Here is a 26,361-nt window from a genome sequence, read left to right as displayed (position 1 = left end):
GGCCGCCGGGGCGAACTGCCGCCGCGGCAGGCCGAGTCCGCGGCGCGACGCGAAGACCTCCGGGCGGTGGGGATGCGACATCCCCACCGCGCCGGAGGTCTTCGCATGGTCAGGACCCTCGTGCGGCACCGCTCGTGATCGAACCCCTAGGGTGTGAGGCTGACCGTGACCGTGTTCGAGCAGCGGTCGGATCCCGCGTCGCACACCTGGTAGCTGTACGGGGAGCCGCCCGCGCCGGGGATCCGGTCGAGATGACCGCCGGTGTTGGGTACGGTCGCGATCACCGTGCCGTCGCGGACCACGTCGACGTCCGGGGTGCTCGCGCCCGCCCAGGCCAGCTCCGCGGCCGGGGCGTCCCGTACGGTCGTCGGGGCGGCCCGGAGCGTGTAGCGGACACCGACCCGCACCTTGACCACCCGGCCCGGGGTGGTGTGCGTGCCGAAGTAGGCGTAGTCGCCGTTCGGGTCGATGACCGCCGAGTCCAGCGCGTTCTCGCCCAGGTTCATCGTGGCGGTGTCGAGCCTGGTGAACGTGGTGAGGTCGATCATCGCCACGTGCCCGGCGATGCTCTGGGTCCCGAAGGCGGCGAACTGGCCGTGCGGATCCATCACGGAGGAGAACACGCCGCCTCCGCCGACCGGGACGGCCCCGGTGCGCTGGAAGGTGGACAGGTCGATGCGCACCACGTTGCCCGCCGTGCCCTCACCGGTGCCGAAGTAGGCGTACCGGCCCTCCGGGTCGACGACCGACGTCCGCAGGTACGACTCCCCGGGCGCCATGGTCAGTTCGCCGACCTTGGCCATCGACTCCAGGTCGACCTTCAGGATCCGGCCCGGCGCGTCCAGCGTGCCGAAGTAGCCGTACCTGCCGTCCGGCGAGACGACCGCGGTGGAGAGGTACTGGTCGGCCGGGTCGAGAGTGGCCTTGCCGACCTCGGTGAAGGTGGCCAGGTCGACCTTCACCACCTTGCTCGCGTACGGGTCGGACGCGGTGCCGAAGTACGCGTACCGCCCGGCCGGATCCATGATCGCCGACCGTACGTTGTTCTCTCCGTTGGCGAGCTTCAGCGACCCGGTGACCTTGAACGTGGCCAGGTCGATGCGCAGCACCAGGCTGGGCGTGGACGCGACGGCGAAGTAGGCGTACTGGCCGGCCGGGTCCATCACGCCGCGCGTGATCAGCTTCAGCCCGTAGTTGACGGTGATCACGCCGACCCTTTTGAAGGTCCGCAGGTCGACCTTCACGATGTACCCGTAGGACAACTGCGCGGTGTTGTACGTGGCGTAGTACGCGTACCGGCCCGACGGATCGATGACCGCGTTGTCGAGATTGTCCTCCAGCGAGTGCGTCTGGATGCTGGCCGCCCGCGCCGGACGGGAGGTGCCGGTACCGGTCAGCGTGAGGTGCGCCGAGTCGTGGATCGAGGTACTGGTCACGTCGGCGCTGCCGGTCGACGAACCCTTGGCCGTCGGGAGGAACGCGAACTGCACCGTGCAGGTCTGCAGCCGCGGCAGCTGGAACGGCGTGTCGGGGCACGTCCCGCCGGCGTGCACGAAGCTGCCGTCGTGGTCGGGCAGCCGGCGCACCGTCACCGGCGCGTTGCCGGTGCTGGTGAGCGTGACGGTGATCGGGTCGCTCCTGGTGCCCACGGCGGTGGTCGGGAAGTCCAGCTCGCTAGGGGTCGCGGCGAGGCCGGGCCCGCGCGGCGCGTCCAGCGCCAGATCGAGGCCGGACGTCCCGTCCTGGGTCACCGTCGCCGGCCCGCTGCCGGTGCGGTACCCGAGCCCGCCGGCCGACACGGTGTAGCCGCCGGCCGACGCCGGGATCCGGTACGTGCCGTCGGCGCCGGTGAGGTGGGGAACCCCGACCTGGCCGGACGCGTTGCTCAGCTGCACCGACGCGCCGGCGATCGGAGCCCCGGTGTCCGCGTCGCGCACGGTTCCGGTCAGCACGCCGGCGGCCCCGCGCGGCGCGGCCTGCACCGCCGCGTACACGTCGAGCTTGCCGTTGCCCCACACGTTGTTGAGCTCGGCGGTGCCACCGCACGACAGGTCCTTGACGTGTGTGGCGGTCTTGTCGAGCAGCAGCCGCGTCTCGCCGATGTCGTGCTCGAGCGCCGGCGCGGCCGACCACAGCAGAGCGATCGCCCCGGCCACGCTCGGCGCGGCCATCGAGGTGCCGCTGGCCACCGCGTACGTGCTGCCCGGCCAGGCGGAGCGGATCGCCACGCCCGGCGCCGACACGTCCGGCTTGATCAGCCCGTTGTCGAAGTCGGAGGGGCCGCGGCTGGAGAACGACGCGATGTTGCCGTCGGAGTCGAACGCGCCGACCCCGTAACTGTCCACCAGGTTCGCCGGGTTGGCGTCGGTGTTGCACACCGGGCCGTCGTTGCCGTTGGAGAACACCGGGAAGATCCCCGCCGCCACCCACGCCTGCACCGTCTGCTGGAACCACGGGTCGGTGTCCGCGTCGCCGCTGCCCCAGGAGTTGTTGACCACGTCGGGGCGCAGATCGGGCCGCGGGTTGCGGCCGTCCAGGTCGGTCGGCGCGAGCATGAACTGGCCGCTGGACAGCAGCGAACCCTGGCTGCAGCTGCTGACCTCGCAGCCCTTCGCCGCGATCCACTTCGCCTTCGGTGCCACACCGATGTGGTTGGTGCCGTCGTCGCCGACCATGATGCCCATGGTGTGGGTGCCGTGCCCGATGTTGTCGCACGGGTACGTCTCGATGACCCCGCACACCCGCGCCGGGTCCCACCAGTTGTAGTTGTCGTCGAAGGTGCCGTCCCCGTTGTTCCCGCGGTACTGGTGCACCAGCGCCGGGTGGGTGTACTCCACCCCCGAGTCGATGCTGCCGACCACCATGCCCGCGCCGGCGGCGTGGTCCTCGCTCCACACCTTCGACGCGCCGATCGCGTCGACGCCCCACTCGACACCGGCGTCGGAGGGTACCGCCGCGGCCTTCCGGTCCTTCGGCAGCGCGTACGTGCGGTCCGCGGTGATCCGGCCGACCTCCGGCAGCGCCTCGATCTGCCGCAGCAGGCCCGCGTCGCCGGTCACCTCGACCGTGTTGGCGATCCAGTACGACCGGTACGCGGCGTGGGCGGCGTCGAGCAGGCCGACCAGACCGGCCTGGCTGTCGTGGGCGGTCGCCTTCAGCCGGCTCTCGACCACCTCGCCCTGCCGGTCGCGGTCGGTGATGCGGGCGGCGTCGGACAGCTTCGCCGTGCTCCTCAGGTAGACCCAGAACGTCGTCGTGCGGTGCGCGGCGAGCTGGCTCTCCACCTTCGGCTCCACCTGCGGGCGCGCGGTCGGCGCCGCGGCCGGCACCGCCGACGCGGTGACCGCCGGCAGGCACACCGCGGCCAGGGCCGTGACGACCCCGGCGACGAGGGTGCGGGTGGAGCGGCGGGTTCTGCCGCGTCTCGATCTGGTTGCCATCACGATCTTCTCCCAGGTGGGCAGCGTGGTCACAGGGGTTCGAACCGTTCGGAGGGCCGCGGCGGTTCGTCCGCGGACGGCGGGTCCTGGACGTCGTCGGGGACCGGTTCCGCGCGTTCCGGTTCGGCCGCGTCGGGCTCTGGACTGGTGCTCATGGCCGAGAGCATCACGGCGCCGCGCGGGAGTCGCGAGTGGTCAAATGACCCAATCCCGCGGCTGCGCCGGGTCACCCCGGCGCCGTGACGGCCGGTCAGGTCGCGGCGCCCGAGGGGCCGAGCAGGCCCGCCTCGGCCGCGGCGATCGCCGCGGCGGTACGGGTGGTCACCTGCAGCTTGCGCATCGCCGAGCCGAGGTGGCGGCCCACCGTGCGCGGCGACAGGAACAGCGCCTCGCCCACCTCGCGGTTGGTCATCCCGCGCGCGACGAACGCCAGGACCTCACGTTCGCGCGGCGACAGCTCCTTCCCGTACCCGCGCTGACCGTGCCGCCAGGTGCGGGCCACGTCGGCGCCGTACCGCCGCAGCAGCCGCGCGACCCGGTCCGCGTCGCGCCGTGCGCCGAGTTCCCCCAGTCCGGCCTGCGCCTGACCCAGCAGCTCGATTCCGTCCGCCGTCGACCCGCCCGCCACCAGGCACCGGCCGGCCCCCTCCAGCGCCAGCAGCCGGTCGTACGGCCGGGGGAGCGCGGCCCACGCCGCGGCGGCGGCCCGGTAGTCCTCGGCCGCTGCCGCGGTGTCACCGGCGGTCTCGGCCAGCACCGCCCGGCAGGCCGGCAGCGCCGCGGCCGGGGCCGGCGCGTCCCGGCGGTCCAGCGCCGCGGCGAAGCGGCCGGCGAACGATTCCGCCGCCGCGCGCGACCCGGCGCGTGCCAAAGCCTCGACGTGCACCGCGGCGAGGTCCGTGTACCACAGCCACACGTCCTTGCCGGCCACCAGTTCGGCCGCCGGTGCGAGCCACGCCACCGCCCGCTCCGGATCGCCTTCGCCCAGCGCGGCCCGGCCCAGGACGGCGAACGGCAGCAGCACCGTCGGCTCGGTGATGCCGAGCTCGAACAGCTGCCCGGTGAGCTCGCGCAGCGCCCGCTCGGCGTCCGGTCCCGGCGCGGTGACCAGCCGCAGCACCCCCTCGATGAGCCGGGCGAACAGCCGGTCGTGCGTCTCGGTGGTGTCCGCGCCCGCCGGCCGCGCCAGCTCCGCGGCGAGGCCGTCCCACCGGCCGGTGTACCAGCACAGCGTGGCCTCGATGATCCGGAACCCCTCGGCCACCCGGTGGTGCTCGGCGTCCGGGATGAACTCCGCGGCGGCGTGCAGCAGCCGGCGGGTCTCCTCGTACCGGCCCCAGGACAGCGATGCCCCGGCCACGTTGAGCAACCCGGTCGCGTGCAGGGTCAGTTCCCGCGCCCCGGCCGGGTGCGGCCGGTCCAGCGCGGCCACCGACGCCCACGCCGACGCGTGCCCCAGCAGCAGCAGGGTCGAGGCGCGGGCGGTACCGACCGCCACCGCCAACTCCCCCGAGCCGGTGGGCTCGACGAGCTCCGCGGCGCGGTCGAGCCAGCCGAGGTGACGTTCCGCCGGCCAGTCCGGGACCAGCGGCAGCGCCAGGTTGCACATCATCAGCCCGGCCAGGTCCGGCCGGTCGCCGAGATCGGCGATCGCCGCCTCGAACTCGCCGAACGCGGCCCGCTGCCGCCCGGCCCGCCACAGCATGCGCCCCAGCAGCAGCCGCAGTTCGCCCCGGTTTCCCCGGCTTGCCCGGGGATCGTCGAGTACCTGGTGGATCGCCTCGATCACCTCGTCGGCGATGTCGCCGAGCGCGGCGCTGCCGTAGAACACCGCCTCACCGAGCCGGGTGGCGTACCGCTGCCGCCGCTCGACCGGATACTGCGGGCCGGCCAGCAACTGGAGCAGCAGGGTCACCGCGTTGCGGTCGTCACCGGAGGCCAGCGCGACGTCGGTGGCGGCCTCGGCGTACCGGCACCACGCCTCGGTGTCCCCGGCCTCCCGCGAGTGCCGGGTCAGCCGGTCCAGCGCGTCCGGCTCCCGCCGCTCGTACGCGGCGGTCGCGGCGGCGTGCAACTGCCGCCGGCGCAGCGCCGGTACGGAGTCGCCGACCGCCTGCGCGTCCAGGGCGTGCCGGAAGGCGAACCGGCCCGGCTCGGTCTCCTGCAGCAGGCCGGAGGAGAGCGCGACCTCGACTCCGCCGAGGGACGCGGCCCCGTCGAGCCCGGCCACGTCCCCCAGCAGCACCGCGCCGGCCGGCACGCCCAGGACCGCGGCGGCCTCCAGGACCACCCTCCCCTCCGGCCGCAGCCGGGCCAGCCGTTCGCGGACCGAGTCTCGTACCGTCGCCGGCACCTCCAGCCCGTCGAGCACCCGGCGGGTCCACTGCCCGTCCTGCCGGACGATGTCGCGCCGATCGGTGAGCAGCCGCACGCACTCCTCGACGGCCAGCGGGACCCCGTCGGTGTGCTGCCGCAGGAACGTCGCGAACTCGGTCGACACGTGGTCGGCGCCGAACATCGACCCGATGAGCCGGCCGGTCTGATCGACGGTCAACGGCCCCAGCCCGACGCGTAACCGGTGCAGACCCGCCGGTGCCCACGACGTCAACCGCAGCAGGGGCGACACCGGGTCGATCTCCGCCGGCCGGTAGGTCACCACCAGGGAGCGGGAGTGCCCCCCGGCCGCGACCAGCGTCAGCAGCAGCTCCAGCGTCGCGGTGTCGGCCCAGTGCGCGTCCTCCAGCACGAGCACCGACACCCGTAGCCGGTCGAGCAGTTCGACCAGCGCCCGGAACACCCGGTGCCGGGTCTCCCCGGCGGTGGGGAGCGGTTCCAGCGCCGCCGGCAGCAGTTCCGACCACTCGGGGAAGAGCGGCCGCAGCGCCCCCGCCATCGGGCTCAGCCCGTCCGGCAGCCGGTCCGCGCACAGCCGCCGGAGGCCGCCGGCGATCGGGCCGAGCGGGAACGGTTCCCGCAGCGGCGGTGAGGTGCACACCAGTACCGTGCGGCCGGGCAGTTCGTCGAGGGCCCGGCGCACCAGCCTGGTCTTGCCGATCCCCGGTTCGCCCTCGACGAGGACCAGCGCGGGTCCCTCGGTGACGGCGCCGACGATCGCGGCCAGTTCGTCGTCGCGACCGACGAAATCGGGTGCGGCGTTCGCCCCGTGCTTGCCGTTCGCCGGCACCCGGCCCACTGCGCCCCCTCGCTGTCCGCGCGCTGCCCGGCACCGGAGCCCGGCAGTATTTCGGCCGTCGGCGATCCGGGGCCGCTTCCTCGGTGGGCGTTCCCGGCCTGAGGACGCAGGCAACGTCCCCTCTCCCGAGCGGGCTCCGCCCTCATCGGGACCGGCGCCGTGCACCGGCCGGTGCGCTGCGGGCCGGCGGGCCGGACGCGGCGGACGGGTTTGCCGCGGGGACGGCGGTGGCCGCGAAGGATCGCAGAAGCACGCAAGGACTCCCGGAATCGAGGGGGCGGTCGCGCACCGATGCTGCCAGCAGGAGGGGCGTCAACACGGCTGCGAGCGTGGCGACTTGACGACGCGACGCAAAGTCGCCAGGCCGCACCGACCCGGACGCCGAGTCCCGGGCGGCGCCGGCCGGGCGCCTTGCCGGGGCTTCTCCCGCTCCTGATCCGCCCACTGCCAGGCGATATTGACGGTCCCTCAGCCGATGCGGAGCGGAACGGTCTTGGCGAGATCACGTCATGCCGGATGCCCGCCAGGGCAGTTCGTGGCCCCCGGCCTCCGCGGTGGCCAAGCATGCCCTTCGTCACGTCCGCTGACGAAGGGAGTCCGATGTCCCCCGGATCGCCACGCCCGCCACGGCGCTCGGGGCGCAGCAGCCTGCTGCTCGCCCTCACCGCGTCCCTCGCCCTGCTGTCCTCACCGCTCGCCGCCGCCGAGTCCCAGGGCGATGCCGCACCCGCCGGCGCCACCCGGAGCCTGGACGCCGCGGCGCCGGCGCCCCGGCACAGCACGGTCACCCTGGTGACCGGGGACGTGGTGGACGCCGACGTCGCCGCGGACGGCCGGGTGCTCTCGGCCGCGCTGCGGTCCGCGGACGGCACCGACCACGCCTCCGCGGTCTGGCAGGACGGCCGGCACACCTACGTGTTCCCGCAGGGCGTCGAGCAGTTGGTCGACGCCGGGACGGTGGACCCCGAGCTGTTCGACATCGACCAGCTGATCGCCGACGGGTACGACGACGCCCACACCGCGGCCGTCCCGCTCGTCGTCGAGTACGGCGGCGGCATCCGGCCCAGGGCCGCCGCCCCGGGCGTGCGGACCACCGCCGCGCTGGACTCGATCGGCGGTGCGGGGCTGTCCGTCGACAAGGCGTCGGCCGCCGGGGCGTGGAAGAGCCTCGCCCCCGTCGCGGTCGCTCCGCGGGCCCGCACGGCCGGCGGCGTCAGCAGGATCTGGCTCGACCGGCCCGTGCACGGCAGCTCGCTGGGCACGCCCACCGTCCCGCTCACCGGCGCCGGAGCGGCGCACGCGCTGGGTCTGGACGGCACCGGCGTGAAGGTCGCGATCCTGGACACCGGCGTGGACACCGGCCACCCCGACCTGGCCGGCCGGGTGCTGGACTCCCGGTCCTTCGTGAACGGCGAGACGATCGAGGACCTCAACGGCCACGGCACGCACACGGCGTCGACCCTCGCGGGCACCGGCGCCGCCTCGCAGGGCCGCTACGCCGGGATGGCGCCGGGGGCCGACCTGCTGGTCGGCAAGGTGCTGGCCGCCGACGGCTCGGGCTCGCTCAGCGGCATCATCAGCGGCATGCAGTGGGCCGTCGCCTCCGGCGCCAGGGTCGTCTCCATGTCGCTCGGCTCGGACGGCGCGACGAGCTGCACCGGTCCCGACGTCGACGCCGTGGAACAGCTCAGCGACCGGGCCCTGTTCGTCATCGCGGCCGGCAACGCCTCGCTGCGCGGCACCGTCTCCACCCCCGGCTGCGCCCCCGACGCGCTGACCGTCGGGGCCGTCGACCGCAGCGGTCACACCGCGTCCTTCTCCAGCCGCGGCCCCTCGGCCGACGGTGTCTCCGCCAAACCGGACATCGCCTCGCAGGGCGTGGACGTGGTCGCGGCCCGGGCCGGCGGCCGCGGGGACCAGGCATACGTCTCCTACTCCGGCACGTCGATGGCCACCCCGCACGTCGCCGGCGGCGCGGTGCTGCTGCTCCAGCAGCACCCGGACCTGACCCCGGCCCGGCTGAAGGCCCTGCTCACCTCGTCCGCCGCGGCGACGGACGCGCCGGTGCTGGAGCAGGGCGCGGGCCAACTGGACCTGGCCCGCGCGATCACGCAGCGCGTGGTGGCCGCCCCCGACCTGACGCTGGGCGACTTCGCCTACCCGCAGCGGCAGTCGGCCCCCGCCGACGCGCCGGTCACCCTCACCAACCTCTCGCCGTCCGACGTCACCCTGTCGCTGGCCGTCGCAGGCGTCCGGGGCGACGACGGGTCCGCGGTGCGCGGCCTGGTCTCGCTGCCCCGGCGCACCGTCACCGTGCCGGCCGGCGGCAGCGCGGACGTCCCCGTGCACCTGGATCCGTCGGTGCCCCTGACCGCCGGCGCGTACGGCACGGTCACGGGCCGGCTCGTCGGGACGTCACGCGACGGGCAGCGGGTCACCGTGCCCTTCGGCGTGCACATGGAGGAGCCGTCCGCGAACCTCACCGTCAACGGCCTCGACCGGCACGGCGACCCGGCGGCGAGCCCGTCGACGTTCCAGCTCTTCGACGCCCACCGCGGCACCGCCAGGCGCTACACCCTCGGCTACCCCGCGGCGGGCAGCACCACGATCCGGGTGCCGCTGGGCACCTACGCGCTCTCCGGCACGGTCATGACCCGTGACGAGCCGGGCGGCGTGGGCAGCGTGGCCTCGGTGGCCCAGCTCTACCGGCCGAAGGTGGTCGTGAACGGCGACACGGCCGTCACGGTCGACGCCCGCGACGCCCGCGCCATCGGCTGGGGCACCGACCGGCCGTCGCAGCCGCGCGGGTTCGCGATGGGCATCAGCTTCGGCCTCGACACCACCGGGCAGCTCAAGGCCGGCTATCTGACGACCATCCCCGCCCTCACCGAGGCCGTCTACGCGCAGCAGGCGGCCGGCGACGACCGCCTCGCCTTCATGGCCTCGGCGCGGCTGGCCGCCCCGGCCGCGGCGCTCACCTCGTCCGGCGGGCGGACCCTCGACGCCGTACCGGTGCAGAAGGGCACGGAGTTCGACGGGCAGGGCTCGGCCGACCTGGTCTATATAGGCCCGGGCACCGACGCCGCCTTCGCCGCCCACGACCTCAAGGGCAAGCTGGTGCTGGTCGACGCCGGAACGGGCGGCGGCAACCCCTACCTGTGGAGCACCTCGGCCGCGAAGGCCGGGGCGATCGGCGTGCTCTCCGCCGTCCCGGACACGGCCGGCCGCTTCCAGTTCACCGGCCCCGAGGGGGTGCCGCAGGCGTCCGTCACCTGGGCCGACTCCCTGGCACTGCAGGCCGAGTCGGCCCGCGGCCCGGTGACCGTGCGCTGGTCCGGCACGGCGACGGCCGCCAGCCCCTACCTGTACGACCTGGCCCGCACCACCACGGGACGGACCTTCACCGGCGTGCAGAAGGTCCACGACAAGGACCTGGCCGTCCGCGACGCGCGCTACCACGTCCAGGGCCCCGACACCACGTACTGGTCCGACGTCCAGGTCGGTGTTCCCGGCATGCCCTCGGTGTGGGCGGGCGGCACCACGCTGCCCCTGCACGCGCCGCAGCAGCGCACCGAGTTCTTCACGCCGTCGCCCCGGCTGACCTGGACCACGCTGATGCGCCGCACCCTGTCCCCCTACGACGGGACGGCGTACGACGGCCCGCACACCGTCACCGCCGGGCGCGCGGACGCCGACTGGTACAAGACGCCGTACGGGGCGACCCGCACCACCTATGCCCGTGCGCTGGTCCGGCGCGACGCGAACCGGCTCACCACCGTGATGCCGCCCGTCGGCGACGCGGGCGGCCACGACTCCACCCTGGACCGGAACGACACCGGCACCCGGCAGCTGCTGCTCGACGGCGTTCCGCAGGTCCCCGTCTCGGGCGTGTACGTGGTCCCGCAGGACCAGGCCGTGGTGACGCTCCGCCAGCAGTGGTCCCGCCCGGCCGGACCCGCCGACAGCCTGGGCCTGGCCTACCGCACCGAGTGGACGTTCCCCACCGACGCGGCCGCGCAGGGCCCCCAGCCCCTGCTGGTGCCCGTCGTGGACGTCCCGTCCGACCTCCGCAACCAGGTGCCGGCAGGCCGGGCGGCCACCGTGCGGCTGGCGGCGGTCACCGACGCGGCCGGCGGACCGGTGCCGCTGGACGGCGTGCGGCTGCAGTACGCGTACGGCGACGGGACCACGGTCGACGACGTCACCGGCTGGCGGGACGCGCCGGTCGCCCGGTCCCACGGCGCCTGGGCCGCGACGGTCGCCGACGACGCGCCCGCCGGCACCTTCGTCCATCTGCGCGTCGTCCTCAGCGGCGCCCACGGCACGCGGGTGGACCAGACGACAGTGCGCGCCTACCGCCTGGCGTGACCCCCGGGCCCGGCCCGCTCCCCCCGTCCGCACAGCTCCGGCACGGCCCGGACCGGTCCGTGCCGGCGCGGGTCCGCACGGGCACGGCGGTGCGCCCCGCGCGTGCCGCCCTGCCCTGCGACCCGCACCCCTCACCCCGCGATCAGGAAGAGAGACCATGCCACGCCAGCACGCCCGCCGCAGAGCCCGGCTGACCGCCGCGGTCCTTGCGGCCGGCCTCACCGCGGCCACCCTCGCGCTGGGGTCCCCGACCGCGCTCGCCGCACCGCCCGCGAGCACCGGCCGCACCCCGCACTCCCTGGGGGCGCCGCGGACCACCACCGCCAAGGCCGACCCGCACGAGAAGTTCGGCGCCCGCGACCGCACCCTGCTGCAGAACGCGCAGAGCCGGAAGGCCGCGACGGTCACCGTGCTGCTCGCCACCGCCGAGGGCCGGACCGCGCAGGTGCGGGCGGCCGTCGCCGCGCTGGGCGGCACGACCGAGAAGGCCTACGACCGCCTCGGCTACGTCCGCGCGACCGTACCGACCGCCAAGGCACCGCAGTTGGCCGCGCTCGACGCCGTCACCGCGATCGACCTCGGCGAGACCTACCAGCTGTCCGACCCTTCCCCGGTCACCGCGCGGGACCGGCAGGCCGGCAAGGGCGACGCCGCCGCCGCGCCGGGACCCGGCACCCCGGCGGACAATCCCTACCTGCCCACCGCCGACACCGGCGCCGTGGACTTCGTCAAGCAGCACCCCTCCTGGGACGGCCGGGGCGTGACCGTCGGCATCCTGGACACCGGCGTGGACCTCGACCACCCGGCGCTGCGGACCACCACCACCGGCGAGCGCAAGGTCGCCGACTGGGTCACCGCCACCGACCCGGTCCTGGACGGCGACCCGACCTGGCTGGAGATGCGCACCAAGGTCACCGTCACCGACGGCACGTTCCGCTCCGGCGGCGTCACCTGGACCGCGCCGGCCGGCGACTACGAGTTCCAGACCTTCGCCGAGAAGACCCTGTACAGCAGCGAACTGGGCGGCGACGTCAACCGCGACGGCGACACCAGCGACGTCTTCGGCGTGCTCTACCGGCCGTCGGACCACACCGTGTGGGTCGACGCGAACCAGGACCACGTCTTCGGCGACGGCGACATCGTCCGCCCGTACGCGCAGAGCGGGCAGGTCGCGCACTTCGGCACCGACGACCCCGGGACGGCCGTCGCCGAGACGGTGCCGTTCACCGTCGAGTACCGGGACGGCGTCGACCTCTCGGCCCGCGGCGGCAGCTACACCGGCAAGACCGCCGACTTCGTCAGCCTCGGACTGGTCTCCGGCACGCACGGCACCCACGTGGCCGGCATCACCGCGGGCCACGGCCTGTTCGGCGGGCGGATGAACGGCGCCGCGCCCGGCGCCCGGATCGTCTCCGAGCGGGTCTGCGTGGCCGCGGGCTGCAGCAACTACGCGCTCACCGAGGGCATGATCGACGCCGTGGTCAACCGGCACGTCGACGTGGTCAACATGTCGATCGGCGGCCTGACCGCGCTCAACGACGGCTCGGACGTACGGGAGTTGCTCTACGACCGGCTCATCGACGAGTACGGCGTGCAGTTCTTCGTCTCCGCCGGGAACGACGGTCCCGGCATGAACACCGTCGCGGAACCGTCGACGGCCGACGAGGTCGTGAGCGTCGGCGCCTCCGTCAGCAAGCAGACCTGGTGGGCCGACTACGGCTCGAAGGTCGCCGCCTCCCAGGCACTGTTCCCGTTCTCGGCACGCGGCCCGCGCGAGGACGGCGGCCTCAAACCGACGCTGGTCGCACCCGGCGCCGCGGTCTCCACCGTGCCCCTGTGGCAGGCCGGCGAGGGCGTGCCGCAGGCCGGGTACGACCTGCCGCCCGGCTACGCGATGTACAACGGCACCTCGATGGCCTCACCGGAGGCCACCGGCGCCGCCGCGCTGCTGCTCTCCGCGGCCGCGGCCGGCCGGTTCCAGGTCACCCCGGCCGCCCTGCGCACCGCGCTGACCAGCAGTGCGGACTTCCTCAACGGTGTCCCCGCTTACGCCCAGGGCGCCGGCCTGATCTCCGTCGGCCAGGCGTGGAAGGTCCTGGCCAAGGGCGCCGGGCCCACCGCGTACGGCGTCCGCGCGCCGGTCTGCACCGTGCTGGCCGACGCGCTGGTGACCCCGCGCACCGGCGACGGCCTGTACAACCGCTGCGCACCCGGCCAGGGAGGCCAGCGGCCCGGGACGGCACGGACGTACCAGGTGCAGCTCACCCGCACCGGCCCCGGCAGCGGCGTGGCCGACCTGTCCTGGCTGGGCAACGACGGGACGTTCACGGCGCCTTCGCGGGTGGACGTGCGACCGGGGCAGGCCACCGCGATCGCGGTGCGCGCGCTGCCGCGCACCGGCGGCGCCCACTCCGCGGTGCTGCGCGTCGACGACCCGGCCACGCCCGGCGTCGACAAGCTGGTGCTGGTCACCGTGGTCGCCGCCGACGACCCGGCGGCGCCGTCCTACGGCGCGGCGCAGAGCGGCCGGATCGACCGCAATGCCGCGGCCTCGCTCTTCGTGGCGGTCCCCGCGGGCGCCCAGGCGGTGAAGGTCGACCTGTCGGGCCTGGCCGACGGCAGCCAGACCCGCTTCCTGGCGATCGACCCGCAGGGCAAGCCGGTCGAGGACACCGCCGCGAGCCGCTGCTACGCCGCCTACTCGGACCCGCAGGACTGCGACCCGGCGACCCGCACCTACCGCCGGCCGATGCCCGGCGTCTGGGAGTTCCAGGTCGACAGCCGCCGCACCTCGCCGCTGCTCGCCAACCCGTACCGGCTGACCGCGGCCGTGCAGGGCGCCGTGCTGAGCCCGTCCTCGGGCACGGTCGACGAGGCCGCGGTCCACGAGCCCGTCGAGCGCACGTTCACGGCCACGAACACCTTCGGCCCGGTCACCGCGCACGTCGCGGGCGGTGCGCTGGGCGCCATGGCGCAGGACCACCCGACCGTCGCCGATGGGCAGATGACCGGCAAGCAGATCACCGTGCCCAGGGACGGCCGGCGCCTGGAGATCGCCATGGGCAACGCGACGGACCCGCAGGCCGATCTGGACCTGTACCTGGTCAGCGCCACCGGCGCCCTCATCGGCTCGTCCACCCACGGCGGCTCGCAGGAGTCGATCACCGTCGACGATCCGGCTCCCGGCTACTACGAGGTCTACATCGCCGGCACGCACGTGCCCTCCGGCAGCACCGCCGTCGACATCCAGGACACCGTCTTCTCGGACTCCCTGGGGTCGGTCACGGTCGACGACGCCGCGCCCGTCGACCTCCCGCACGGCGGCACCCTCACCGTCCGCGGCCGGCTGACCGCCGACACCCGGCCGCCCGCCGGGCACCAGCTGGTCGGCCGGTTCTCCGTCGCCACCGACCAGGGCACCACGATCGGCAGCGCCGACCTGGTGGTGGGCACCCTCACCCAGCCGCAGGCCACGGTCACCGGCAGCTTCGGCCCCGCCACCGGCTTCAGCCTCACCGACCTGGGACAGGTCGCCGGCTCCCAGCAGTCCGGCGGCCGGAGCGTACCGGTCCGCTGGGACGCGGCGACCGGCGTCACCGCGCTCGACAACGGCGGCGCCACCAGCGGCTACGTCCTCGGCCAGAGCCGCACCGCCGGCTACGCGGCCGGCCAGCTCACCATCGGCGGCCAGACCCACGGCGGCCTCTGGGACGCCGGCGGGAAGCTCACGGTGCTGCCGCTGCCGGACTGGAAGGCGTACCGCTTCGACCGGGCCTTCGCCGTCAACGACTCCGGCACCGTCGTCGGCAACGCCACCGGCTACGTCACCGACCCCGCCACCGGCCGGCAGACCGAGGTCAACGACGCGTTCGCGTGGACGGCGGCCGGCGGCTTCCGCGCGCTGCCGCACCTCACCGGCAGCGCGCAGCTCACCGAGCCGCTGGCGATCGGCGACGACGGCACGGTCGTCGGGCACTCGTCCGTCGACGGCAACCGCCGCGCCGTCAAGTGGGCGCCGGACGGCACCCTCACCGACCTCGGCACCCTCCCCGGCAAGGCAGACAGCTACGCGCAGGCCGTCAACGCCTCCGGGGAGATCGTCGGCACCAGCGGCGACGACGCCTTCGTCCTGCGGCCGGGCGGCACCATGACCCGGCTGCCGGACTTCGGGTTCGACGCGCACGCGCTGGCGGTCAACGACGCGGGGTGGATCGCCGGCACCGCCGAGACCGCGCCGGACGAGACGACCGCGGTCGTCTGGGATCCGCAGGGCCGGATGTACGACCTCGGCGCCATGGTCGACGCGCGGCACTGGCGGCCGACCGAGGGCATCGGCCTCAACAACCGCAACCAGGTGGCCTTCTACGCCTACGACCTGACGGACCAGGGCACCACGAAGGTGGTGGTGGCCCAGCTGTGAGCCGGTCCGCCGGATGAGCGCGGGCCGGGTCCGCCCCCGGGTCAGGGGCGGGCCCGGCCCGTCACACCCAGTTGTTGCGGATCGCGTACCAGCCGAGCTGGACGCGCGAGGACACCGCGGCCGCGTCCATCAGCGCGCGCAGCCGGCGCTGCACGGTACGCGGCGACGTGCCGAGCTGGTTGGCGGTCGCCGTGTCGGTGAGCCCCGACAGCATCAACTGCAGGAGCCGCCGGTCGTCCGGGGCGAGGTCGCCCTCCTCGCGCAGATAAGGGCGAGAGCGCCGCCAGTGCGCCTCGAACAGCTCGGTGACCAGCATCACCAGCGGCGGGCTCAGCACCATCGACCGTTCGGGACTCACCTGCACCATCGCCACCTGCGCGTCGACGACGACCAGTTTGGTCAGCGGGTGGTCCATCACCCGCACCCGGTGGCCCTCCGCGAGCCGCTCGTCCAGGGCGTGCACCGCCGTGGGCTCGGACAGGAAGTCCCGGTCCACCAGGACCCGGTAGTCCACCGCGGCCAGCTTGCTGCGCGGATCCTCCCGGGGGCCCGGGGACTCGGGCGCGGGGGTGGTGAACGTCGACGGCACCGGGGCGACCCGGTTCGCGCCGGACTGGCAGACCAGGATCGAGGTCCGGGCGCCGTACTCCAGTTCCAGCAGCCTGCGCCCCTGGGCCTCCCGTCCCTCCACGAACTCCACCAGCCCGGGCATCGCCGCGCCGTGCTCGCGGTCGCACGCCTCGATCACGCCGGCCACCGCCGACTCGGCACGGCGCAGTTCGTCGTGCAGACGGGCGAGGGCGGGTCGCAGCGCGGACCCGTCGGGCGGCGGTACTCCGAGGTCGGACGGCATGCCGACCAGTGTGGTCGATCTTTCCGGCGGTGTCACCGCGTTCCCGGGGGGAGCCCGCAGCCTCCGGCCCGCGCGCGGGGGCCGTCCACCGCGTGGCGACATCTCGTCACGTCGCGGTCTCGCCATCCGATCGGATGTCGCGCCCGTCCGGCGAACGTGCATCCTCGACGGACACCGTCCGCCACCGGCTCCGCACGCGGGCGGGCCATGCCCCGTCCACGACTGGAACGCCCCGATGAACCCTCGCACCGCACACCCCCGGCGCCGGTGGACCGTGCCGGCCGCCGCGCTGGCCGCCCTGCTCCTCGGCCTACCGGCGCAGGCCCACGCCCAGCCCGAGCAGCGCACCTCCACCGCGGCCGGCCACAGCACCGCCGAGCAGCTCCTCGCCTCGCTCAACTCCCAGCAGCGGCAGGCCCTCCACCGGCTGAGCAGCATCGACGCGGACGGCCTGCACTTCGCCGACCCGTCGGTGCTGGCCTCCGACCGGCCGGTCGACGTGGTCGTGCAGTTCCGGCAGCCGGCCGCGGCCGCCGCCCGGCTGATCGCCGCCGAGCAGGGCCGCGACCTGTCGGCGGCGTCGGCCCGGCAGGCCGTGCGGAACGCCCACACCACGTTCACCTCGGCGCTGGCCAAGGCGTTTCCCGGCGGTGCCGCGAGGAAGGCGGGCAGCGGCGGCTACACCCTGCGCCGCGCCTACACCGACGGCTTCGACGGCGTCAGCATGTCCCTGCCCGGCGACAGGGTCGCCGACCTGCTCGCCGTCGACCAGGTGGCGTCGGTCTGGCCGGACACCACCGTGCACGCCCTGGACGACACCGCGCCGACCGGCGCGGCGGACGCCGCCCCGGCGGACGCACCGGCCGCCGGCAGCAGCGACGAGGACGCGATCGCCGCCGGTATCCGCCGACTGCACGCCGAGGGCGTCACCGGCGCGGGCGTGAAGGTCGGCATCATCGACACCGGCATCGACTACCACCACCCGGACCTGAAGGACGCCTACGCCGGCGGCTACGACTTCGTCGACGACGACGCCGACCCGATGGAGACCACGTACGCCGACTGGAAGGCTTCCGGCAGGGCGGAGACCAGCAACGGCGAGACGTACTACACCCTGCACGGCACCCACGTCGCCGGGATCGTCGCCGGCCGCGGGGACGAGTCGACCGAGCGTGCCGCCCACGGCGTCGCACCCGGCGCGAAGGTCTACGCGTACCGGGTGCTCGGCCCCTACGGCAGCGGCAGCACGAGCGCGGTCCTGGCCGGCATGGACCAGGCGGTCAAGGACGGCATGAACGTCGTCAACATGTCCCTGGGCGCGGCCGTCGACGACCCGCTGAGCCCCGAGGCAGTGGCGGCCGACACCATGGTGCTCGACGGCATCACCACCGTGATAGCCGCCGGCAACAGCGGCCCCGGCGCGTACTCCCTGGGCACGCCCGGAGCGGCGGCCCTGGCGCTCACCGTCGGCGCCAACGACACCCCGCTGCACCTGCCGTCGTACACGGTGGCCGCCGGCGGCGCCTCAGCGCAGGCCCGCCTCCTCGCCCAGCCGTACGACGACTCCCTCGCCCAGCTCGGCCGGAACACCTACCAGGTCGTGGACGCCGGCACCGGGACGGCCGCCGGCTACACGGGCAAGGACGTCACCGGCAAGGCGGTCCTCGTCCAGCGCGGCGGGATCACGCTCAACGAGAAGGTCATACGCGCCCGTTCGAAGGGCGCGGCCGCCGTCCTGCTGGTCAACACCAACGCCGACGAGGGCCACATCCCCGCCTACCTCGGCGAGAGCAACACCTTCGCCCCGGCCTTCTCCCTGACCACCGCGGACGGCGCGGCACTCGCCCAGCAGACCGCCGCCGGCGCGACCGTGTCCTTCACCCCGGCAGGGGAGTTCACCCTCGGAACCGGCGGGCTCGCCGACTTCAGCTCGCGCGGCCCGGTCTACGGGACGAACACGATCAAGCCGGAGGTCACCGCGCCGGGCGTGAGCGTCCTGTCGTCGGTCCCCGCCGACGTGGTCGACCCGAACGGCGCGAGCGACGACTACACCTACGCCTACGAGCGGCTCAGCGGCACCTCGATGGCCACCCCGTACGTCGCCGGGGCCGCGGCACTCCTGCTCCAGCACGACCCCTCGCTCACACCGGACGGCGTGAAGACCGCCCTGATGAACACCGCCCGCCCGCTCCCCGGCTCCACCAGCGTCTTCGACAGCGGGGCCGGCCGCATCGACCCGTACGCCGCGGTGCACGCGACCACTGCCGTCGCCGTCGACGCCACCGCCGCGTACATCGCCCTCGACGGCTCCTCGACCCGGCGCCACTACCGCACCGGCGCCCTGGACTTCGGCACGCTGCCGCTGGGCAAGGAGACCTCCCGGACGGACCGGCTCCAGGTCGCCAACGACTCGGGCAGCACGGTCCGCTACACCGTGGCGGCCGCCTTCACCCGCGGCAGCGGCTCCTCCGGCGACGCCGCCGCGGCGGGCATGACGCTCACGGCGACCGGCCACGTCCAGATCGGCGGGCACGGCAAGGGGTACGTCCGCACCGACCTGAAGGTGCCCGCCGGCACACCCGCCGGGTACTACGAGGGCGAGCTGACCCTCACCCCCGGCGACACCGGACACCCCGCCCTGCACGTGCCGTTCGGCATGCGCGTCGTCAAGACCGGCCTGGCCAGGCTGGAGATGACCAAGTCCGTGCTCTCCACCAACCAGGGCACCGGCGCGGCCGGCGCCTCCGGCGGGCAGGCCACCTTCGACCTGCAGATGGCGGGCCAGCTCAGCTCCGTCGACGTCTTCCTCGACGACGCCTCGGGCAACGACATCGGCTACATCGGGTCCATCGACACCACCGGGCTCACCGAGGGCGTGCTGTACGGCCCGGCCGAGGTGGAGGGCTACTACCACCCGCTCACCGGCCGCGCCGACACGCCCGTCGACCCGCGCGGGAAGTGGCCGGCCGACGGCCACTACAAGCTCCGCATCATCGGCACCGACGCGCAGGGCACCACCTACCCCGAACTGCGCGACATCTACGTCGACTCGCAGGCCCCGACGTACACCGACGCCTACGGCGCCTGGGACCCGGCGAAGCCCACCGTCGTCGAACGCCCGGCCGGCACCACGGCGTTCGACGTGTCGGGCACGCTGCTCGACGCCCAGGCCGACACCATCCGCACGGCCGGGATCGACATCGGGCAGGGCGACAACCGGCTCTACTACTCGACGTTCAACCCGATCGCCCCCGACCACCAGCTCGCCCCGGACGCCGCAGGCCGGATCTCCGCCCAGGTCTCGCTCCCCTCCGGCCCGCCGGTCGGATTCGTGAAGCTGTGGCCCACCGACGCGGCCGGCAACATCGGGGACGTGCGGATGATCAACGTGATCGACGCCGGCCGGCCCTACGTCGTCGGCGACGCCTCCGCCGCCGCGGCCCGCCCGGGTGACCGGGTGACCTACACGCTGACCGGTCACGACCTCCAGCAGTGGACCTCGTTCAGCAGCCAGATCCGCTACGACGCCCGCAACACCAGGATCGTGTCGATCGAACCCACCGCGGAACTGGCGAAGTTCGGCCCCTCGCAGATCCGGACGGCGGACGGGGGCAGCGGCACCGGCGCGTACACCACCGCGTCGTTCGACGTGTCGGACGCCGGCGGGATCACCGGCGACACGGTCCCGCTGCTGAAGGTGACGTACGAGGTCCTCGACGGGGCGTGGACCGACACCGCGAGCCTGAACACCGGCACCACCTCCGCCACCCGGGCCGACGGCACCAAGGTGTCGCTCAACACCCAGTTCTACGGATCGGTCCGCAGGCTCAACCAGGCGACGGACTTCAACGCCCGCCCCGCGGCGCAGGCCCTGCTGACGCCCGGGTACGCCTTCGACCCGGCACGCGACTACTCCGCCGACGGCCTCACCGCGACCCTCACCGCCCCCGACGGCACCCGGCACGACCTGAAGCCGGACACCACCGGCCGCATGTCGCTGGGCGGCCTGCCGCCGACCGCCGCGCCCTACCGCTTCGAAGTGCGCGTCCCGGGCCACTTCACCTGGTACGAGGACATCGGCACGGCGCTGCACGGCGCTTGGGGGATCGCCGGCACCACGGCCACCTCCGCGGCCGCGCTGGTCGCCGGGGACGTCAACGGCGACGACGTCATCGACGTCCGGGACGCCGCCGCCGTCTACGCGGCCCGCGGCACGGCGGACCGCGCGGCGGACATCAACCACGACGGCGTGGTCGACGCGAAGGACATGCACTGGGTGGTGGCCAACTACCTGGCGCGGAACAGCACCGCCGACCATCTGACGGCGCCGGTCACCAAGGTGGAGGGGAAGACGCTGGAGTACTTCGCCGACCGCATGTGACGGCACCTGGTGGCGACGGAGACCGGGGGCGGAACAGCGAAGGGGTGTCAGGTGAGCGTACCGACGAGGCAGCACGAAGGCGCTGCCGCTCCCGACTGGCAGGCGCTCGGCCTGGCCCCCTTCGACCGCGCGGTGTACCTGGCGGCCCTGCGGCACCCGGACGCCGGCGCCCCGGGGTGGGCCGCGGCGCTGGACGCCCCGGCGGCGCGCGTCCGGCGGGCGGCGCAGCGGCTCCTCCAGCAGGGGCTGCTGCGCCGCTCCGTCCGGGGTTCCGGCCGGCTGGAGCCGGTCGACCCGCACGAGGCGCTGCGCTCCCTGGCACGCCGCCGTCAGGAGGAGGCGGCCCGGTTCACCGCCGCCGCCCGCGACCTGGCCGAGGAGCTCGGCGCCGAGTACCAGCGGGGACGGGTGCACCACCGCCCCCACGGCACCCTGGAGGTCGTGCAGGGCGGCGCGTCCGTCGCACGCCGCGTCGAGGAACTGGTCGCCGGCGCCGAACGGGAGCTGTGCGGCATCCAGGCGCCCCCGTACGTCGGGGAGCAGGAACTCCTGGCGCGGGCCGGGGCGGAGGCGCTGGCCCGCGGCGTGCGGGTCCGCTCCCTGTACGCCGCGGCCGTCCTCGACGACCCGGCCCGGCTGGCCCACGTGACGGCGATGGTCGCCGGCGGCGAGGAGGCCCGCGTCCTGGCCGGGGCGCCGCTGAGACTCCTGCTGATCGACGGCCGTTCGGCCCTGCTCCCGCTCGCCGTCGGCGACAGCGCGCACGGCCACCGCGCCCTGGTGGTGTACGGCTCCGCGCCGGTCGACGCGCTGCGGGCGCTGTTCGAGGACCTGTGGAAGCAGAGCACCCCCCTTCGTGGCCGCCTCCCCGATCGCCGGCTGCCGCCGGACGGCGGACTCGGCCCGGGCGACCAGGAGTTGGTGGAACTGCTCGGCGCCGGGATGACCGACGAGGCCATCGCCCGGAAGTGCGGCGTCAGCGTGCGGACGCTGCGCCGCCGGGTGCGGGTCCTCCAGGACCGGCTGGGCAGTACCGGCCGCTTCCAGGCCGGGGTGCGGGCGGCCCAGCGAGGATGGCTGTAGCCGCACCGCACCCCTGCCCGGAACCCTGCTGCTGGGCGCAGGTGCGTGCGGGGTGGCGAAGTCTCCAGGCCGTCGGATCGGCGAACCGTGCGGGCGGTGGGGTGCCATTGGATCGTACGCAGAGCTAACCTTTCTGGTATGAGGGCCGCGGAATTCCCCGACACCCTCGCGGACGTGCTGGCCGGCATCCAGCGGCAGATCCGGCGCACCCTGCGAAGAGGGACGCCGGCGCCCGCTCTGCGCGGGGCCCAGGTGGAGCTGCTGCGGCTGGTCGAGGAGAGCCCCGGGATCGGGGTGTCGGAGGCCGCCAGGCAGCTCGGCCTGGCCGGGAACTCGGTGTCCACCCTGGTCAACCAGCTCACCGGGAGCGGGCTGCTGCGCCGTGAGACGGCCCCCGGCGACCGGCGATCCGCGCGGCTGATGCCGACCCCGCAGGCGCGGGCGCGGCTGCGGGACTGGCACGAGCGGCGGGGCGCGCTCGTACGGGAGCAGGTCACACGGCTGTCCGACGAGGACCAGGCGGCGCTGGCCGCCGCGCTTCCCGCGCTGCGCCGGCTGTCGGCGGGCCTGCACGAGGATCTGGAGGAGCGGTGAGCGAGCCACCCGGTGGCGGAGCCACCGAGGCCACGGAAGCCCTCGCGGCGACCGGAGCACCCGGAGCCGCGACTGCCGCCGGCCAGGACGCGGTGACCTGCAGCGCGCTGGAGTACGCCTTCGGCACCACGAAGGCGGTGGACGGCCTGGATCTGTCCGTCGTACCGGGCGAGGTCTTCGGGCTGCTCGGCCCCAACGGCGCGGGCAAGACCACCGCGATCCGCTGCATCACCACGCTGCTGTCCGTGCCGGCGGGCATGGTGCGGGTCTTCGGCCACGACGTGGCCAGGGAGCGCATGGCGGTGCGCCGCCTGCTCGGTTACGTCCCCCAGCAGCTGTCCGCCGACGCGGGCCTCACCGGGCGCGAGAACGTGGCGCTGTTCGCCCGGGTCTTCGACGTCTCGCGCCGCGAGCGCGCCGAACGCGTCGCCCAGGCACTGGACGCGGTCGGGCTCACCGACGCCGCGGACCGGCTGGGGAAGACGTACTCGGGCGGCATGGTGCGGCGCCTCGAACTCGCGCAGGCGCTGGTCAGCGCGCCCCGCCTGCTGATCCTCGACGAGCCGACGATCGGCCTCGACCCCATCGCCCGCACCGGCGTGTGGGAGCACATCAACGCGGTGCGGTCCGCGACCGGCATGACCGTCCTGGTGACCACGCACTACATGGACGAGGCCGACCAGTACTGCGACCGGGTCGCGCTGATGCACCGGGGCCGCATCCACGCCCTGGGCACGCCGGCGGAGCTGCGGGACGACCTGCGCGAGCGCCGTCGCCGCGAGCCCGGCGGGGCAGACGCGGCGACCACGCTGGAGGACGTCTTCCGGGACGTCGCCGGCAGCGGCCTGGACGACCAGGGAGGAGATTTCCGCGATGTCCGCAGCACCCGCCGCACAGCGTCCCGTGTCGGCTGACGGCACGTCCGAGCACACCTCGGCGGAGCGGTACGGCCTGCTCCTGACGGCGCCGCCCGCCCGCAGGGGCTGGCGTGTGGTCGCGGCCAGGGTGGGCGCGATGTGCGCCGTCGAACTGCAGAAACTGCGCCACGACCGCACCGAGCTGTACACCCGCGCCGTGCAGCCCGCCCTGTGGCTGCTGATCTTCGGCGAGACCTTCACGCGTATCCGGGCCATCCCGACCGGCGGCATCCCGTACATCGACTACCTCGCGCCGGGCATCATCGCCCAGTCCGCGATGTTCATCGCCATCTTCTACGGCATCATGATCATCTGGGAGCGTGACGCCGGGATCCTCACCAAGCTCCTGGTCACCCCCACCCCGCGGAGCGCGCTCATCACCGGGAAGGCGTTCGCCGCGGGGGTCAAGGCGCTGATCCAGGCCGTCGTGGTGATCGCCATCGCCGCCGTGCTGGGCGTGGCCCTGACCTGGAACCCGCTGCGCCTGCTCGGGGTCGCCGCGGCCGTGATCCTGGGCTCCGCCTTCTTCTCCTGCCTGTCGATGTCGATCGCCGGGATCGTCCTGACCCGCGACCGCCTGATGGGCATCGGCCAGGCCATCACCATGCCGCTCTTCTTCGCGTCCAACGCCCTGTATCCCGTTTCCGTGATGCCCGGCTGGCTGCAGGCCGTCAGCAAGGTCAACCCCCTCAGCTACCAGGTCGACGCCCTGCGCGGTCTCCTCCTCGGCACCCACGCCCACCTCGGGATGGACTACATGGTGCTGGTCGTCGCGGCGGCCCTCGGCATCACCGCGGCCTCCGCGCTCCTGCCGCGGCTGGCCCGGTGAGCGGGAGGCGGTGCCGCCGTCGCGGGCGGGGCGGGCGGTCAGCCCTGGGAGCCGCTGCCGTCGTGGTGGCCGAGTTCGAGGTAGCGGGTGCGGGTGCTCCAGGAGCCGAGGTCGGGGGTGTCGGCCAGGACGTCGTGCCAGGGCCGGGCGTCGGGAGCGGCCGGCTCACCGGCAGCGGCCTCGCCGGATGCCGTTTCCGCGGAAGCCTGCTCGCCCGAAGTCGCCTCGCCTGAACCGGCCTTGCCGGAAGGCTCCGCGCCGCCCTCGCCGGGGACGGGCGGCGCGGAGCCGGGACGTCGGGCCCAGAGCCGCACTCCCGACCGCGCCTCGCCCGTGGGGACCCGTTCCCACTCGCCCATCGAGAACATGCCGGCGAGCTGGTTCATGGCGATGGCGCCGGTGATGACGGCGTCCTCGGGGTCCGTGCGGCCAAGCCGGCCGGCGACGGCGTGCCGCAGGAAGTACATGCTCGGCAGCCGTATCCCGGGCCTGAAGCGGTACACCAGCCGCTCCAGCCTGATCGAGCCGACGCGCGGCAACTCCACCTCGGTGAGCGGGACGAGTTCGCGCTCACCGCCGTTCCAGGCCAGCCGCTTGTTGCGGCCCAGGTAGCCGGGCTCGCAGAAGACCGTGACGTAGAGCCGTTCCCTGCGCTCCCGCCGGCGGTTGTGCGCCAGCCCCGCGCCCACGGCGCCGCCCACGGAGGCCAGCCCCGCCAACAGGAGTGTCTTCCTGCGCTTCATCGCGATGCCGCACCTCGCTTCTGACGGGACGTGCGCTCCCCATCATGCGCCGCCCGGGGCCGCCGATCCAGGTTTCCGGCCTTCCTCAACCTGACGTGGGGAACTGGCAGTTGAGACGGATCGGGCAAGGGTGGCGGGGGTGCCCGCCCGGGGACGGCGCGGCTGCGCGGAGTAGCCTCGCACGCTGACGGTTGCGGCGGGCTCTGGTGGGGGGCGGCAGTGGCAGGACGGATCGTGTTCAGGGACGGCGAGGGGCGGGAGCTCACCGAGGAGGATCTCGCCGGGACCACCGGCAGGGTGCGGTGGGAGATCGTCGGGGGCGGCGCGGTGCCGGCGGAGGCACGGCTGCTGCATCAGCAGGGCAGGGAGGCGGGCGGGCGCGGCGCGTACGAGTCGGCGCTGCAACTGCTGGGCCGGGCACAGGCACTGGCCCCGCAGTGGCCGTACCCGCTGTACGACGCGGCCTTCACCGTACTGCTGCAGGGCGACACCGCACGCGCCGAGGAGCTGTACGCGCAGGTCGACCGGCTCGCCCCGCGCGGCTTCTTCACCTGCAAGACCACCCTGGACATGCTGCGACGCGAACGCCTGGGCGAACTCTTCGACGGCTTCAGCCAGGCCTTCATGCAACTGGAGTGGATGGGCGACCCGGACCGTAAGCGCGGGCTGCTGCAGGGGATCGTGGCGCGGTACCCGGGATTCCCCCCGGCCTGGAAGGAACTGTCCTCGCTGCTGACCGATCCGGCCGAGCGGAGGGCGGCCCTGGAGCAGGGTCTGGCAGGCGACCCCGATCCGGAGACCCTGGGCATGCTGCTGATCAACAAGGCGCTGCTGCTCCGTGACGGCGACCGCGCCGCCGCCGTCACCCTCCTCGGCAGCCTCGCCCTCGACCCGGACTCCACCCTCGCCACGGAAGCCCTGGCCAAACACGCCCTGGCCCACCTCGACTGACCCGCCCCCCACACGGCCCCACCCGTTCCGGGAAAGCGCAGGGGCGGTCAATTCCCGCTGTGGGCCGATGAGTTGACGCTCACGCCATCAATCAAGAGTGACAGCCCACAGGCTTTCATCGGGATTTCCCGAGGCATCGAGGCCAAAGTTTGCTTCGCCTGCACATTCATCGCCGGACTCGCCGTACAGGACGAGGCGCAGCGGCGGATGCAGAAGGAGTCTCTGGCGGTTGATGTCGGCCACACTCCTTGGATGGCGCAACTGAACACGCCCCAGCGCGTCGCGATCGGAGAAGTCGGCCCAGACGCGCGGGGGTGTCGTCTCGGCCACGTAGGAGGCGACAACGCCGTCCTCGGTCTCCCGGAGCAGCCGACCGCAGTTGTCACAGAGCCAGATCGACGAAAAGGACTTCTCGATGGCCTGCTGACGTTCTACGGACGCCACATCAGAATCATCGGGAAAGGCGATCAGGTCAAAGAGCTCGTCAGGGACCATCCGGAACTGCTCACCAGGGCCACCTGAGTCGCTCAACAAGTTCCCGCAAGAGCATTTGATACTCAAAGATTCAATCCTCCAACGCCACGAACGA

General features: G+C 74.1%; 14 protein-coding genes. 8 read left to right on the top strand and 6 right to left on the bottom strand.

From position 1 onward, the window contains the following. Positions 1–146 precede the first annotated feature (146 nt). The 3 genes from ACH4TG_RS15540 to ACH4TG_RS15530 all read right to left on the bottom strand — a co-directional run bounded on the left by ACH4TG_RS15540 (position 147) and on the right by ACH4TG_RS15530 (position 6,633). Positions 147–3,440 carry a S8 family serine peptidase gene (locus ACH4TG_RS15540; protein WP_398242790.1) on the bottom strand — a complete coding sequence of 1,098 codons (3,294 nt, stop codon included), beginning with the start codon at positions 3,438–3,440 and terminating at the stop codon, positions 147–149. Positions 3,441–3,469: 29 nt separating this feature from the next. Beyond that, positions 3,470–3,595 carry a hypothetical protein gene (locus ACH4TG_RS15535; RefSeq protein ID WP_398242789.1) on the bottom strand — a complete coding sequence of 42 codons (126 nt, stop codon included), beginning with the start codon at positions 3,593–3,595 and terminating at the stop codon, positions 3,470–3,472. 95 nt (positions 3,596–3,690) lie between these two features. Continuing rightward, positions 3,691–6,633: an AAA family ATPase gene (locus ACH4TG_RS15530; RefSeq protein WP_398242788.1), complete on the bottom strand. Its 2,943-nt coding sequence runs from the start codon at positions 6,631–6,633 to the stop codon at positions 3,691–3,693. Positions 6,634–7,233: 600 nt separating this feature from the next. Between ACH4TG_RS15530 and ACH4TG_RS15525 the strand changes: the two genes are divergently transcribed. Both ACH4TG_RS15525 and ACH4TG_RS15520 read left to right on the top strand, forming a co-directional pair. After that, the gene (locus ACH4TG_RS15525) at positions 7,234–11,001 is read left to right on the top strand and encodes a S8 family serine peptidase (RefSeq protein ID WP_398242787.1); all 3,768 of its coding nucleotides are present in this window, start codon (positions 7,234–7,236) and stop codon (positions 10,999–11,001) included. Between the two features lie 157 nt (positions 11,002–11,158). Beyond that, the gene (locus tag ACH4TG_RS15520; protein ID WP_398242786.1) at positions 11,159–15,421 is read left to right on the top strand and encodes a S8 family serine peptidase; all 4,263 of its coding nucleotides are present in this window, start codon (positions 11,159–11,161) and stop codon (positions 15,419–15,421) included. Between the two features lie 61 nt (positions 15,422–15,482). On the opposite strand, the gene ACH4TG_RS15515 is transcribed toward ACH4TG_RS15520, so the two are convergent. Continuing rightward, the gene (locus tag ACH4TG_RS15515) at positions 15,483–16,274 is read right to left on the bottom strand and encodes a LuxR family transcriptional regulator (protein ID WP_398242785.1); all 792 of its coding nucleotides are present in this window, start codon (positions 16,272–16,274) and stop codon (positions 15,483–15,485) included. Between the two features lie 235 nt (positions 16,275–16,509). On the opposite strand from ACH4TG_RS15515, the gene ACH4TG_RS15510 reads away from it, so the two are divergent. The 5 genes from ACH4TG_RS15510 (at position 16,510) to ACH4TG_RS15490 (ending at position 24,078) form a co-directional block, all read left to right on the top strand. Then, on the top strand, positions 16,510–20,655 hold the full coding sequence (locus ACH4TG_RS15510) for a S8 family serine peptidase (RefSeq protein ID WP_398242784.1): 4,146 nt from the start codon (positions 16,510–16,512) through the stop codon (positions 20,653–20,655). Positions 20,656–20,706: 51 nt separating this feature from the next. Further along, entirely contained in the window at positions 20,707–21,738 is a 1,032-nt protein-coding gene (locus ACH4TG_RS15505; protein ID WP_398242783.1) for a TrmB family transcriptional regulator, read from the top strand. Positions 21,739–21,876: 138 nt separating this feature from the next. Then, positions 21,877–22,332 (top strand): MarR family winged helix-turn-helix transcriptional regulator, encoded by a 456-nt coding sequence (locus ACH4TG_RS15500; RefSeq protein ID WP_398242782.1) that lies wholly within the window; start codon positions 21,877–21,879, stop codon positions 22,330–22,332. Positions 22,333–22,424: 92 nt separating this feature from the next. Further along, the gene (locus tag ACH4TG_RS15495; protein WP_398243047.1) at positions 22,425–23,246 is read left to right on the top strand and encodes an ATP-binding cassette domain-containing protein; all 822 of its coding nucleotides are present in this window, start codon (positions 22,425–22,427) and stop codon (positions 23,244–23,246) included. After that, positions 23,206–24,078, top strand: coding sequence for an ABC transporter permease (locus tag ACH4TG_RS15490; protein ID WP_398242781.1), 873 nt, complete (start codon positions 23,206–23,208; stop codon positions 24,076–24,078). The genes ACH4TG_RS15495 and ACH4TG_RS15490 overlap by 41 nt, the downstream gene beginning before the upstream one ends. Positions 24,079–24,116: 38 nt before the next feature. On the opposite strand, the gene ACH4TG_RS15485 is transcribed toward ACH4TG_RS15490, so the two are convergent. After that, complete coding sequence (locus ACH4TG_RS15485) at positions 24,117–24,821, bottom strand: hypothetical protein (RefSeq protein ID WP_398242780.1); 705 nt, start codon at positions 24,819–24,821, stop codon at positions 24,117–24,119. Positions 24,822–25,055: 234 nt separating this feature from the next. Between ACH4TG_RS15485 and ACH4TG_RS15480 the strand changes: the two genes are divergently transcribed. Then, positions 25,056–25,772 (top strand): hypothetical protein, encoded by a 717-nt coding sequence (locus tag ACH4TG_RS15480; RefSeq protein ID WP_398242779.1) that lies wholly within the window; start codon positions 25,056–25,058, stop codon positions 25,770–25,772. Positions 25,773–25,859: 87 nt separating this feature from the next. On the opposite strand, the gene ACH4TG_RS15475 is transcribed toward ACH4TG_RS15480, so the two are convergent. Next, positions 25,860–26,267 (bottom strand): hypothetical protein, encoded by a 408-nt coding sequence (locus ACH4TG_RS15475; protein WP_398242778.1) that lies wholly within the window; start codon positions 26,265–26,267, stop codon positions 25,860–25,862. Positions 26,268–26,361: the final 94 nt, after the last annotated feature.

Source organism: Streptomyces sp. NPDC020917, assembly GCF_044333795.1.
GTDB lineage: Bacteria > Actinomycetota > Actinomycetes > Streptomycetales > Streptomycetaceae > Actinacidiphila.
The sequence above is the reverse complement of the archived record's forward strand: the minus strand, read 5'-3'. Positions and strand labels throughout refer to the sequence as shown.

What these genes read in the sequence shown, in the direction of transcription:
- ACH4TG_RS15540 (WP_398242790.1), bottom strand. Translation starts at nt 3,440, where the DNA reads ATGGCAACCAGATCGAGACGCGGCAGAACCCGCCGCTCCACCCGCACC.
- ACH4TG_RS15535 (WP_398242789.1), bottom strand. Translation starts at nt 3,595, where the DNA reads ATGAGCACCAGTCCAGAGCCCGACGCGGCCGAACCGGAACGCGCGGAA.
- ACH4TG_RS15525 (WP_398242787.1), top strand. Translation starts at nt 7,234, where the DNA reads ATGTCCCCCGGATCGCCACGCCCGCCACGGCGCTCGGGGCGCAGCAGC.
- ACH4TG_RS15520 (WP_398242786.1), top strand. Translation starts at nt 11,159, where the DNA reads ATGCCACGCCAGCACGCCCGCCGCAGAGCCCGGCTGACCGCCGCGGTC.
- ACH4TG_RS15515 (WP_398242785.1), bottom strand. Translation starts at nt 16,274, where the DNA reads ATGCCGTCCGACCTCGGAGTACCGCCGCCCGACGGGTCCGCGCTGCGA.
- ACH4TG_RS15510 (WP_398242784.1), top strand. Translation starts at nt 16,510, where the DNA reads ATGAACCCTCGCACCGCACACCCCCGGCGCCGGTGGACCGTGCCGGCC.
- ACH4TG_RS15500 (WP_398242782.1), top strand. Translation starts at nt 21,877, where the DNA reads ATGAGGGCCGCGGAATTCCCCGACACCCTCGCGGACGTGCTGGCCGGC.
- ACH4TG_RS15490 (WP_398242781.1), top strand. Translation starts at nt 23,206, where the DNA reads ATGTCCGCAGCACCCGCCGCACAGCGTCCCGTGTCGGCTGACGGCACG.
- ACH4TG_RS15485 (WP_398242780.1), bottom strand. Translation starts at nt 24,821, where the DNA reads ATGAAGCGCAGGAAGACACTCCTGTTGGCGGGGCTGGCCTCCGTGGGC.
- ACH4TG_RS15475 (WP_398242778.1), bottom strand. Translation starts at nt 26,267, where the DNA reads ATGGTCCCTGACGAGCTCTTTGACCTGATCGCCTTTCCCGATGATTCT.